We start from the raw sequence: 12,480 nt of genomic DNA, 5'->3' as shown, positions 1-12,480 counted from the left end.
GGGGAGGGGACGTGCGGGACATCGTCGGGGACTACGACTCCACGCATGGGCGCCGGATGCAAGCCTCGTGGAGATTGGACACCCGGGGTCGGGCACGGCACGCTCCGCGCGTGTCCCGGGACGGTCAATCATGAGTGTGGATGTGGCGATGACGCCGGGCCCTGCGGCCACGCGTGTGGAATGGGGCGGCTGGGTCTTCCCCCGTTGGAACGACCCTCGGCTGCCCTTCGCCGGGCTGCTCACGCTCTACGGCGTGCTGGGCTTCACCTTCTTCGGCTTCAACCGCAGTCCCGGGCAGATGGCCTTCCTGGTCGTCTCCGGCACGCTGCTGGACGCGGCGCTGGGCTGGGTGCTCAAGCGCCAGAAGGTGGTGCCGCTCTCCGCGTACATCTCCTGTTGTTCACTGGCGCTGCTGCTCAACTACTCTCACGCGAGCACGCTGTTGTGGCTGCCGGTGTGGCTGGCCATCGGCTCCAAGTACCTGCTGACCTTCCAGGGGCGGCACGTCTTCAACCCGTCGATGTTCGCGGTGGCGGTGTCGCTGCTCGTCACGCGCGAGCTCATCACCGCCGCGCCGGCCTACCAGTGGGCCAACGGCGAGGTGGCGCTGTCGGCCTTCATCGTGATGGCGGCGCTGGTGTTGTTCTTCTTCCGCGTGGGCCGGGGCTGGCTGGTGGTGAGCTTCCTCACCTTCTACGCGCTCCAGACGGCGCTCCGGGCGTTCATCCTCCGTCACCACCTGCCGCCGGAGGTGCTGTTCCTGGGCACGCTGGGCGCGCCCTCGTTCTTCATCTTCGTCTTCTACATGCTCACCGACCCGGCCACGTCGCCCGGGACGCCCAGGGCGCAGGTGCTGCTCGCGCTGGCCATCACGTGCGTGGACCTGGTGCTGCACCTGAAGGAGAGCGTCTACACGTTCTTCTACGCGGCGCTCACCGTGGCCACCTCGCGCTTCGTGTTCATGCACGCCCGAGCCGCCTGGCGCGCCGGAGGCCGCGAGTCCCTGCGCAGGCTCCTGTCCCCGGACGTGCTCCGGCGGGTGGGCGTGGTGGGCGGCCTGGGAGCGGTGCTGGCCACGGGGCACGCGGTGATGGCCGCGCCCGGTGCGCGTTCGGCGCCGCTCGCGTTCCACCTGGACTCGCAGGACGTCGCGAAGGCGGGCCTGTCCTCCACGATGGGACACACGCTGGAGGAGTTGGATCCGCGCGTGGCCCACGTGGCCAAGTGGCTGGTCGCGGTGGGTGACGCGGTGGCCACCGGGGACTTCGACGGGGACGGTCGCCTGGACCTGTTCCTCACGCACCCGCTGGGCACGCCAGAGCACCACGCGGGGCTCTACCGCAACCTGGGCGACCTGCGCTTCGAACGCGTCGCGGTGCCCGCGCTGGAGCGCTTCGCCACCCGCTACAAGGAAGAGGGGCTGGCGGGCGGCGGCACCTTCGTGGACTGGGATGGGGACGGGGACCCGGACCTCGCGGTGGCGGTGGCCTTCGGGCCGGTGCGCCTGCTGCGCAACACGCTGAAGGAGACGGGCACGGCGGGCTTCGAGGATGTGACGGAGGCCGCGGGCGTGACGGACCACGCGGTGAGCCTGGGGCTCACGTTCCTGGACTACGACCGCGACGGGCACCTGGACCTGCTGGTGCTCAACGCGATGACGACGCACCTGCCGGACTACCCGACGCCCACGCCGCTCAACCTCTTCCAGCTCCCCGCACCCGAGTACGCGGGCGACCGGCGGATGCTGCGCTTCATGCACGACGGCTGGCACGACGCGAACAACGGCGGCAAGAACGCGCTCTACCGGGGCCGGGGTGACGGCACGTTCGAGAAGCAGGACGTGGACGCACTGGGCCTGTCCCAGACGCACTGGTCGCTCGCGGTGAGCACGGTGGACCTCAACCACGACGGGTGGACGGACCTGTACGTGGCCAACGACTTCGGCCCGGACGATGTCTACCTCAACGAGGGCGGGCGGCACTTCCGCCACCTCGTGGGCCATCGCTTCGGGGAGATTGGCCGCGACACGTACAAGGGCATGAACGCGAGCGTGGCGGACTTCGACCGCAACGGCTGGTTGGATGTGTACGTGTCCAACGTGCACCACTCGCTCCAGGCGGAGGGCAGCCTGCTGTGGATGGTGGGGCCGGGCGAGGACGCCTTCGTTCCGACCTTCAAGGACGAGGCCACCTTCCGGGGAGCACTCAACGAGCGGCGCTTCGGCTGGGGCGCGGCGGCGGGGGACCTGGACGCGGATGGGTGGCCGGACCTGGTGCAGGCCAACGGCATGGTGGACGCGCGCCTGGACGCGCCGAAGTGGCGCATCCCGGACGGGCAGCGCAACGACTACTGGTACGTGAACCACAAGCTCATGCAGTCAGGGCCGGAGGTGCACACGTACGCGGACAAGTGGGGCGACATCCGGGGCCGCGTGCTCTATCCGAACGAGGCGCGCCGCGTGTACCTCAACCTGGGGGATGCGCGGCCGGGACACTTCGTGGATGTGGCGCGGGAGGTGGGCATCGAAGCGCCGGACAACTCGCGCGGTGTGCTGATGGCGGACCTGGATGAGGACGGGGACCTGGACGTGCTCGTCACCAACCAGCACGCGCCGGTGTCGCTGTACCGCAATACGCTGCGCGCGAGCGCCACGGAGGCGAAGCCGGATGCGCACTTCGTGGGCCTGTCACTGGTGGGTGACGGTCAGCGCACGCACCGGAGCGCGGTGGGCACGCGGGTGGTCGTCTCCTACGAGGAGAACGGCCAGCGCGTGGAGCAGGTGCGCGAGGTGGGGCTGATGGGAGGCTTCTCCGCGTCGGCGGATCCTCGACTGCACTTCGGCCTGGGTCGCCACGTGGGGCCGGTGAAGGCGACGGTCCACTGGTATGGCGCGGAGCCGCAGGAGGTGACACTGGAGGCGGACCGCTACCACGAGGTGCGTCAGCCGCCCGGTCCCTCGGCGCGAAGGGGAGGACCCTGACGCGATGCTCTCCGCGATGAAGGGCACCACCGTGCGGCGCGAGGCCCTCTCCGCCGACACACGGGCGCGGATGCTGGAGTTGATGCAGTGCTGCTACGTGGGCGTGAGCGCGGAGCGCTTCCATGCGGACCTGGACGCGAAGCAGTACGTGTTCCTGCTGCACGCCCGGCGCACGGGAGAGTTGGTGGGGTTCAGCACGGTGCGCCTCGCGGAGGAGGACGGGGCGGAGGTGCTGTATTCGGGCGACACGGTCATCCACCCGGACTGGTGGGGCCACAAGACGTTGCAGGTGGTGTTCGGCCGGCTGCTGCTCGCGCGCAAGCTGCGCAGACCGTGGCGGCCGCTGTACTGGCTGCTGCTGTCGGGCGGATACAAGACGTACCTGCTGGCGGTGAACTACTTCCCGCGCACGCACCCGAGGCGGGACTGGACGCCACCCACGGGGCGCTCGGAGTTCCTGCACGGACTGGCGACGCGGTGGTTCGGCGCGCAGTACGACGCGGGGCGCGGCACGCTGCGGTTCAATGGGGCGCACTACCGTGTGAGGGATGGTGTCTCGCCCATCGACCGGGACGCGGCGGGACATCCGCACATCGCCTACTTCGCGGAGCGCAACCCGGGCCATGGCGACGGCGAGGAGTTGGTGTGCCTGGTGGAGATCCGTGGCTGGGACCTGACGCGGGCTTTGGCGCGCAGCGTGTGGGGGCAGCTTCGCCGTTGGGCCCGCCGCGAGCGCGATGCCTCGCGGATCCGGGTGGGGACGTGACGTGCGGAGCGTGTGCCGGGGAGCGACCGCGCTGCATCGCGGAGCCGTACTGGAACGTGCAGTGCTGACTTCGTGCGGGAGCGCGGCCGAACCGCATCATGGTTCGGAGTGGAAGCGCGAGAGGTCCGGCACGCGTCGGAGCGGAGCCGCCATGCCTCTCGATCCCGAGAGGACCCTCCGGTGCTGACCTCCCGTGCGATGCTGACCGCGACCCTCGCGGCGCTGACTCCGTCCGCGCTGCGCTTTCGTCACGCGTTGCTCAGGCCGGGAGCAGCACAGGCGGAGTGTCTCGCGAGGGTGCTCAGGGCAGCGGAAGGCACGACACAGGCAAGCCGGGTGGCGCACTTCGAACGGATCTGGACCGCCCGGGAGTTCCAGGACGCGGTGCCGGTGTCCACGCCGGATGCGATGAGCGCGGACGTGGAGCGCATCGCTCAGGGCGAGGCCCGCGTGCTCACGCGCGAACCCGTCCTGCGCTTCGAGTTGTCGGGCGGCTCCTCGGGAGCATCCAAGCCGGTGCCGGTGACGCGCGGCCTGTTGGGCGAGTTCCAACGCGCGCTCGCGCCCATGCTGCACGAAGTCCTCCTGCGGCGCCCCGCGGTGCGCGCGGGCCCCAGCTACTGGTCCATCTCCCCGCTGGGTCGCAAGCAGCACCGGACCGAGGGCGGCATCCCCGTCGGTTCCGCCGAGGACAGCGCGTGGTTCCCGCGTCCCTTGCAACCGCTGCTCTCCCGCGTCTTCGCCGTGCCAGGCGCGGTGGGACAGGCGCCGCACGTGGAGCCGTGCCGCTACGTGACGCTGTGGTTCCTGGTGCGCTGCGCGGACCTGTCCCTGGTGAGCGTCTGGAATCCCAGCTTCCTCACGCTGTTGATGGACGCGCTGGAACGGCACGGCGAACGACTGGCGGAAGACCTGGAGCGCGGCACGCTGCGGCCTCCAGAACACGATGCGGACGGCCTGCCCCTGTCCGACACGGAGCGAGCACCTGCCTGGGACACCCTGGTGCGAGGACTCCAGGGAGTGAGGGACCCCGTACGGGCCCAGGTGCTGCGGACCGCCCTGCAAGACGGTGGCGTGTCCGCGTGCACACTGTGGCCAGGGCTCGCGCTGTTGAGCATGTGGACGGACGCGCAGGCCGCGCACGCGGTGGCCTCCGCCTGTCGACGCTTCGAAGGGGTGGAGGTGCAGGGCAAGGGTCTGCTCGCCACCGAGGGTGTCATCACCCTCCCGCTCTTCGATGCGCCCGCGCCGGTGCTCGCGGTGCGCAGCCACTTCCACGAGTTCATGGACCCCTCGCGCCCCGACGCACGCCCCCTCCTGGCGCACGAGCTGACGGTGGGCCGTACCTATGCGGTACTGCTCTCCACGTCCGGAGGGTTGCTGCGCTACCGGCTGGGCGATCTCGTCCGCGTGGAGGGCTTCGTGCACGCGACGCCCTGCCTGCGCTTCCTGGGCCGCGCGGACGCGGTGACAGACCTGGTGGGAGAGAAGCTCTCCGCCGCGCGGGTGGGCATGGTGCTGGACGCTCAACTGCCCTCCCCCCGTCCCGCCTTCGCCATGCTCGCGCCGGAGTGGGGGACGCCACCGGCCTACCGCCTCTTCCTGGAGACAGACCTGTCCACCGAACGCCTGGAAGCCACCGCGGCGGCCGTGGAGCGGGCGCTATGCGAGGGCCATCACTACCGCTACGCGCGCGAGCTGGGACAACTCGGGCCGGTGCGCGCGGTGCGCGTGATGCACGGGGCACGTCGCTATGAAGCGCGGTGCATCGCGCTCGGGCAGCGGGCGGGGGACATCAAGCCCGTGGACCTCCACCGTCAACCGGGCTGGTCCGAGTGGTTCTCTGGAACGACGACATGACCCGGAAGGAAGTCATCCGATGAGACACCCCCACGACCGTCCCCAGGTGCCCGCGGTGGATCTGGAGGCGGAGGCGGATCTCGCCCGCTGCGGGGCGCTGAAGGACTTCTGGTACGTGGCGTGTCTGTCCACGGAGCTGCCCGCGAACAAGCCACTGGCGCGCACCGTGTTCGGCACGGGGCTCGTCCTCTTCCGGGGGCCCGATGGCGCCCCCACCGCGCTGCGCGACCGTTGCCTCCACCGCAACGCGCGCCTGTCGAAGGGCGACGTGTTCGACGGACGCCTGGGCTGCCCGTACCACGGCTGGGTGTACGACGCGTCCGGCGCGGTGGTGGAGATTCCGGCGCTGGGACCTCCGCAGCGCGGAGAGAAGCTGGACGCGGGCGCCTGCGCGCATGAAGGTCTGAAGCCCGCGCCGTGCGACCTGGGACGGCTCGCGCGCTTTCCCACGCGGGAGCAGGACGGACTCGTCTACGTCTACCTGGGCGAGGATGTGACGCGCGCGCGAGCCGAACCCTTCCGCGTGCCCTACTGGGGCGAGCGCGGCTGGACCGTCTACTTCATGGTGACGCGCTTCGCGAACGGCGTGACGAACCTGGTGGAGAACTTCATGGACGTGCCGCACACGTCCTTCGTGCACCGGGGCTGGTTCCGCAACCCCACGCGCAAGCGTGTCCCCTCCACGGTGAAGCGTCACGCGGGCCGCGTGCGGATGACCTACCTCCAGGAGGAGGACGCGCTCACGGGCCTGGGCCGCCTGTTCAACCCTCGCGGCCTGCCGCTGGTGCACACGGATGAGTTCATCGTGCCCAACGTCACCCGCGTGGACTACCAGTGGGGCGACAGCGGCTTCGCCATCAACTCGCAGTGCACGCCCATCGGGCCCACGGACACGCTCGTGTACACGGCGATCAGCTACCGGCTGCCGGTGGACCTGCCGGGTGCGTGGGTGGGCCGCGCGCTGACGCCCTTCGTGCGCTGGTACACGCGGCAGGTCATCCAGCAGGACGTCCTCATCATGGAGACGCAGCGCCAGGGCCTCACGGATGGACCCGGTGGCGGCGTGTACTCCGGCACGGAGGCGGACCTGCACCACGCGGACGTGGAGGCCTACCGGCGCTGGCTGCGCGAAGGCGCGCAGGGCCCCGGTCCCGAGGACGCGGAGCGCGACGTGGTGTTCTGGGTGTAGCTCGCGCTGGTCTACGAGCGCCGATCCACGTGGAGCCCGCCGTCCTCCTCGGAGGTGGATGACGGGAGGGTCGCGAGGTTGTACCCGCAGAAGAAGGTCGCCACGAAGGAGGCGATCCGCAGCAGCGTTGGCGAGGGCTGGAGGCCGAGGTGCGTCTGGAGCCACGCCACGGTCTCCGGCGCGTTGGAGGCATGGCACGCCGCCGCCACGCCCAGGTACACGCCGATGAGCAGGCCGTTGAGGAAGACGTTGGCGGGAGAGGTCACCACCCCTTCGAGGCGGCTCCCCATTCGTTCGAGCACCCGGGGGTACATGAACTTCTTGAAGAGCGCGCCGCTGATCAGCCCCAGGGCCAGCGGCCCCACGATCTCCAACACCACCCTGACCGCTTCAATCTGCTCGAGCCTGCCCATGGCCTCCGAAGATGCCCGAGCCGACCCGATGGAGCAACCTCACCCCATGCGCCGCAGGCCCGGCAGGTCTTCCGGGCGCAGCACCCAGCGCGGCGACTCCGGCGGGGAGGTGCGCGTGCCCACCTGCACCGCTGGGAAGCCTTCCACCAGCGCGTAGTCCGGGAACACCGCGCGCGCCTTCACCAGGCTGCCGGCGCTCACGTGGCAGCCTTTGCCCAGGTGACTGCCCTCGCAGAGGATGGCACCGGGCTCCACCACCGTGCCCGCGCCCAACTGGCACGCGTGCAGCACGCAGCCCGGTCCCACCACGACACCCTCTTCGAGCACCAGCATGGTGTCCGGCAGCAGGTGCAGCACGGTGTTCTCCAATATCTGCACCCGCGCCCCGATGCGGACCGGGCCGTTCAGGTCGCCGGTGATCTTCACGCCCGCGCCGATGATGGCGCCCGCGCCGATGACGACGTCGCCGGAGATCTCCGCGGAGGAGAAGAGGGTGGCGGTGGGGTGCACGAAGGGGTGACGGTCGCGAAAGGCGTAGAGCTGGCCCATGGGGGCATCCTCGGCGCGGTCCCGCGCGGAAAAAGAGGTCAACGGTGGAGCCGTAAGGGTGAGGTTTCCGCCCCGGCGCTGTTGCATGCGGGCCAGGTCCTCGGCGGAGAGCACGCGCAGCACCTGGCCGGGCCGGCCGAACACCACCGACCCGTCCGGCACCGTCATGCCCGGGGGCAGCACGGAGCCTTCGTCCACCACGCAGCGGTCTCCCACCGTCACGCCGGGCATCAGGATGGCGCCGTCGCCAATGTCACACAGCGCGCCCACCCTGGCGCCAATGACAAGCGAGCGGGGCCCCAGTACGCTCTTCTCCCCCAGGAAGGCCGGGCGTTCGGGGGTGCCCACCACCACCGCGTCCTCGCGCAGGGTGGAGGATGCGCCCATCGTGACCGAGCCCCCCACCGAGCGCACGACAGCGCCCCGGGAGATCACAGCCCCGGGCCCGACCTGGAGCGTGCCCAACAGGCGCGCGGACGAGGCCAGCGTGAAATGCGGACCCACCACGGTGGGCAGGGCGGGGGCGGTTGCTATCGAAGGACTCATCGGGAAGCCGCAAGTTACACCTCGCTCCTCGCATCGGGTGTCACCCCCAAGCGCGACACCGCCGTCCTGCATCCGACGCTCGCTCGCTGGACGGACAGGGGTGGGTGCCGCACCTCCAGGACGTCAGGGGTTGAGGGCCGTAGGCGTCGGTGGGCGCCACTCCCCCTCCGCGTTCCTGTAGGAAGGCCCCACGCATGAAACCCGCACCCGTGGAAGAGACGCCCCCATCGCAGGAACACGACGTCGCCGAGGCCACCGTGCCTCCGTCGCCGAAGGGCCTGTGGACGCTGGTGAAGGAGGCGCTGCACGGCACGGAGATGGACCTGACGCGCCTGCCCCTGAGGCGAGCCATCTTCCTGCTGGCCGTGCCCATGGTGCTGGAGATGTTGATGGAGTCGGTGTTCGCCGTGGTGGACGTCGCCTTCGTCGGCAGGCTCGGCGCGGAGGCGGTCGCCACGGTGGGCCTCACCGAATCCATCCTCACCATCATCTACGCGGCCGGCATGGGGTTGAGCATCGGCGCCACGGCGATGGTGGCGCGGCGCATCGGGGAGAAGGATTCGGAGCGGGCGGCGCGCACGGCGGTGCAAGCGATTGGGTTGGGGGTGATGCTCTCCACGGTGCTGGCCATCGCGGGCATCGTCTTCGCGCGGCCGTTGCTGGAGGCGCTGGGAGGCTCGCCCTGGGTGCTGGAGCACGGCGTGGGCTACACGCGCGTGATGATGGGTGGGGTGGTGAGCATCCTCCTGCTCTTCCTCATCAACGCCATCTTCCGGGGCGCGGGCGACGCGGCCATCGCGATGCGCACGCTGGCGTTGGCCAACGGCCTCAACATCCTGCTCGCCCCGTGTCTCATCTTCGGCCTGGGCCCGTTCCCGGAGATGGGCGTGGTGGGCGCGGCGTGGGCCACCACGATTGCCCGCAGCGCGGGCGTGCTCTACCAGCTCTTCCGGCTGGCGCAGGCGAACGGGCGGCTCCAGGTGCGGCGGGAGCACGTGTCGCTGGAGCCCGGGACGATGCTGGCGATGGTGCGCCTGTCGGGCGCGGGCATGGTGCAGGCGCTGGTGACCACGTCCAGTTGGGTGGTGCTGGTGCGCATCGTGTCGTCGTTCGGCAGCACGGCGCTCGCGGGCTACACCATCGCGATCCGCATCGTCCTGTTCGCGCTGCTGCCCGCGTGGGGGCTGGGCAACGCGGCATCCACGCTGCTGGGCCAGAGCATGGGCGCGGGCGACGTGGCGCGGGGCGAGCGGGCGGTGTGGATGGCGGGCCGCTACAACCTCATCGTGCTGAGCACCATCGGCGTGGTGTTCTTCGTCTTCGCGACGCCGCTCATGGGCGTGTTCACGACGGACGCGGCGGTGGTGGTGTCGGGCGCCACGGCGCTGCGCATCTTCTCGCTGAGCTTCGTCTCCTGCGCGTACGGCATGGTGCTCACCTCCGCGTTCAACGGCGCGGGGGACACGACGACGCCCACGCTCATCGACCTGTGCTGCCTCTGGGCCCTGGAATTGCCGCTGGCCTGGGTGCTGGCGCATCCGTTCGGCATGGGCGAGGTGGGCGCGTACATCGCGGTGCCGGTGGCCTTCGCGGCGATGTCCGTGTCGGGCATCTTCCTGTTCCGTCGCGGGCGCTGGAAGACGCGCGTCGTCTAGCCCTCAGGGCAGACAGATTTCGAAGCCGGTGCGTCCCCGGGCGAAGGTCGTCGGGGGACGCGAGGCGGGCGTCACGGCGTACAGGTGGAAGTCCAGCCGGCGCTGGAGGAAGCCCTTCAGCGCGGGCGCCAGCGCGTCCTCGGAGTCCTGCTGCAGGGTGAAGAAGTGGAAGCCCTGGCCGTGGAAGGCCGCGTACACCGCGTCCAGCAGCGCGCGGAAGACGGCCGGGTCCTCGCCGGGGACGCAGGTGTTGCACAGGTAGAAGTAGCGGAAGTCCCCACCGGGTGGCGGCAGGCGGGGCGCGCCCGTGACGGTGGCCAGTGCGTTGAAGCCCCGGCGCACCCACTTCATGCCGCCCCGGTACGCCATCACGCGGTAGCGCTTCACGGCGTCGGGGTTCCACGCGGAGGTGCAGCCGACGAGGCGCCCGTTCGCGTCGAACGCGAGGAACGAATCCTCCACGCGCAGGCCCGGCCAGTGGGCGAAGCGGTGCTCCAGTTCGCCCGTGTCGTAGCGGTAGCCGAAGGGGCGGGCGCGGTGGTCGGCATCCAGCAGCGCGGCCATGGCGGGCACGTCCTCGGCGGTGGCGCGGCGCACGGTGAAGCGGCTGGGGCGCGGGCGGCGGCCCAGGACGAACTGGATGGAGATGGCGGAGAAGGCGCGCAGCAGGTGGTAGTGCGGCTGGGCTTCGCGCGTGGCGGCGCGGCGCACGAGGGCCTGGAGCGCGGCGGCGTTGGAGGCCATGACGGCGGTGAGGAAGACATCCACGTTCTGGCGCCGGGTGGTCTCCTCCAGCACGGGCCCATAGAACCGGGCGAGTCCCCGGGCGCGGCGCGCGGAGAAGCGGGTGCGCAGGTCTCCCAGGTAGCCCACGCGGCACGGCCTGCCGTCCAGCCACCCGTCGCGCACGTGGATGGCGCCCATGCCGTCCAGGCGGGAGGCCTCACCCTGGGCGTGGGCCCAGATTTCAGCCTCGCCCCGCTGCATGGCGAAGAGGGCGAAGTAGTCCGGTGCGCGCTGGGTGCTGAGCACCAGGTCGCCCGTCATGGGCACGTCGCCGAACAACTCCAGCAGCGCGGCGTTGTCGTCCCGGGTGGCGCGTCGCAGGGGGCTCATGGTGGGTGCGCGTCAGCGTATGCGACACGACGTCGGACTTCCGCCTCCGCGTGGCCTGCGCCAGACTGCGGGGCACGCGCGCCTGGGCGCGGGGAGGGGTGCCATGGGGTTGTTGGGTTGGATCATCTTCGGCTTCTTCGCGGGCCTCATCGCCCGGGCCGTGCTGCCGGGGAACCAGCGCCTGGGCTGCATCGGCACCACGCTGCTGGGCGTGGCGGGCGCGTTCGTGGGCGGCTTCCTCACGTCCATCTGGCGCGGCACGGACTGGCGCGACCCGGAGCCCACCGGCTTCCTGGGCGCCATCCTGGGCGCCATCGTCCTGCTGCTGGTGTCCCAGGCCGCCTTCGGACGCAAGCCGTAGGGGGTCGCCCTCCAGACCCTCGCTCCCGGCCGGTTTCCGGGAATCCCGTTCCGTCCCCCCGGTTGTAGGCGCGGCGGCCGGTTGTCCTACCTGCCTGGGCACCCATCCGGGGAAAGCACGGTTCCCAAGAGGATGGCGGGCATTTTCTGTAGTAGACCGCGCCCCGGGCATGCAGCGGGCGGTCGGCTGCCGCTGAGCCAAAGGAAAGGCGACGACATCATGAAGAAGACGATGCTGATTGCGACCCTGCTGAGCCTGACGGCCTGCCAGGGTCAGGGCGGCGCGGGCGAGAAGCCCGCGGCGACGGGCTCCACCACGGCGGCCACCGCCGGTGCTCCCCAGACCGAGGAGCAGAAGACGTTCTACGCGCTGGGCCTGTCCATCGGCCGCAGCATCAGCGTGTTCGACATGTCTCCGCAGGAGCTGGAGTTCGTGAAGGCCGGCCTCGGCGCGCAGGTGTCCGGTGAGAAGACGGACGTGGACCTGGAGGTCTACGGTCCCAAGCTCCAGGAGCTCGCCAAGGAGCGTTCGACCCGCAAGGCCACGAAGGAGAAGGAGAAGTCGGTCAAGTTCCTGGAGGAGAAGGCCAAGGAGCCCGGCGCGCAGAAGACCGAGTCCGGTCTCGTCTACAAGGAGACCCAGGCGGGCACCGGCGCCCAGCCCGTCGCCTCCGACATCGTGAAGGTGCACTACAAGGGCACCCTCTCCGACGGCAAGGAGTTCGACAGCTCCTTCAAGCGCGGTGAGCCCACCCAGTTCCCGCTCCAGGGCGTCATCAAGTGCTGGACCGAGGGCCTCCAGAAGATGAAGGTCGGCGGCAAGGCGCAGCTCACCTGCCCCTCCGACATCGCCTACGGCGACCGCGGCGCGCCCCCGAACATCCCGGGCGGTGCCGCCCTCGTGTTCGACGTGGAGCTCATCGAGATCGTGAAGCCCCCCGAGGCGCCTCCCGGTGGCATGCCCGGCATGCCCGGCATGCCTGGAGCGCACGGTGGCATGGGTGGCCCGCCCCCCGCCGCGGGTGGCAAGCCCCCCGCGCCGAAGC

The 12,480-nt window shown here is 70.6% G+C and carries 10 protein-coding genes; 7 read left to right on the top strand and 3 right to left on the bottom strand.

Annotated elements, in window-relative coordinates:
• Window positions 1–130: 130 nt before the first annotated feature.
• The 4 genes from D7V88_RS32050 (at window position 131) to D7V88_RS32035 (ending at window position 6,795) form a co-directional block, all read left to right on the top strand.
• Window positions 131–2,980: an FG-GAP-like repeat-containing protein gene (locus tag D7V88_RS32050; RefSeq protein ID WP_244238510.1), complete on the top strand. Its 2,850-nt coding sequence runs from the start codon at window positions 131–133 to the stop codon at window positions 2,978–2,980.
• A gap of 4 nt (window positions 2,981–2,984) precedes the next feature.
• On the top strand, window positions 2,985–3,746 hold the full coding sequence (locus D7V88_RS32045) for a hypothetical protein (RefSeq protein ID WP_120544421.1): 762 nt from the start codon (window positions 2,985–2,987) through the stop codon (window positions 3,744–3,746).
• Between the two features lie 198 nt (window positions 3,747–3,944).
• The gene (locus D7V88_RS32040; RefSeq protein WP_120544423.1) at window positions 3,945–5,606 is read left to right on the top strand and encodes a GH3 family acyl-acid amido synthetase; all 1,662 of its coding nucleotides are present in this window, start codon (window positions 3,945–3,947) and stop codon (window positions 5,604–5,606) included.
• A 19-nt stretch (window positions 5,607–5,625) separates the two neighbouring features.
• A complete protein-coding gene (locus D7V88_RS32035; protein WP_120544420.1) occupies window positions 5,626–6,795 on the top strand; it encodes an aromatic ring-hydroxylating dioxygenase subunit alpha in 1,170 nt (389 codons plus the stop codon).
• Between the two features lie 11 nt (window positions 6,796–6,806).
• On the opposite strand, the gene D7V88_RS32030 is transcribed toward D7V88_RS32035, so the two are convergent.
• Both D7V88_RS32030 and D7V88_RS32025 read right to left on the bottom strand, forming a co-directional pair.
• A complete protein-coding gene (locus D7V88_RS32030; protein ID WP_120544419.1) occupies window positions 6,807–7,208 on the bottom strand; it encodes a hypothetical protein in 402 nt (133 codons plus the stop codon).
• Window positions 7,209–7,247: 39 nt separating this feature from the next.
• Window positions 7,248–8,303 carry a UDP-3-O-(3-hydroxymyristoyl) glucosamine N-acyltransferase gene (locus D7V88_RS32025; RefSeq protein WP_120544418.1) on the bottom strand — a complete coding sequence of 352 codons (1,056 nt, stop codon included), beginning with the start codon at window positions 8,301–8,303 and terminating at the stop codon, window positions 7,248–7,250.
• A gap of 194 nt (window positions 8,304–8,497) precedes the next feature.
• Here D7V88_RS32025 and D7V88_RS32020 point away from each other — a divergent pair, with 194 nt between their 5' ends.
• Complete coding sequence (locus D7V88_RS32020; protein WP_120544417.1) at window positions 8,498–9,958, top strand: MATE family efflux transporter; 1,461 nt, start codon at window positions 8,498–8,500, stop codon at window positions 9,956–9,958.
• A gap of 3 nt (window positions 9,959–9,961) precedes the next feature.
• Here D7V88_RS32020 and D7V88_RS32015 read toward each other — a convergent pair whose 3' ends face one another.
• Complete coding sequence (locus D7V88_RS32015) at window positions 9,962–11,074, bottom strand: GNAT family N-acetyltransferase (RefSeq protein WP_120544416.1); 1,113 nt, start codon at window positions 11,072–11,074, stop codon at window positions 9,962–9,964.
• A gap of 103 nt (window positions 11,075–11,177) precedes the next feature.
• Between D7V88_RS32015 and D7V88_RS32010 the strand changes: the two genes are divergently transcribed.
• A complete protein-coding gene (locus D7V88_RS32010; RefSeq protein WP_120544415.1) occupies window positions 11,178–11,435 on the top strand; it encodes a GlsB/YeaQ/YmgE family stress response membrane protein in 258 nt (85 codons plus the stop codon).
• Window positions 11,436–11,654: 219 nt separating this feature from the next.
• Window positions 11,655–12,480 (top strand): FKBP-type peptidyl-prolyl cis-trans isomerase (locus D7V88_RS32005; RefSeq protein WP_147448944.1); only part of this gene is annotated, 826 nt, incomplete at its 3' end.

It is taken from the genome of Corallococcus terminator (assembly GCF_003611635.1).
Classification (GTDB): domain Bacteria; phylum Myxococcota; class Myxococcia; order Myxococcales; family Myxococcaceae; genus Corallococcus; species Corallococcus terminator.
This window is presented reverse-complemented; position numbering and strand designations above follow the sequence as displayed.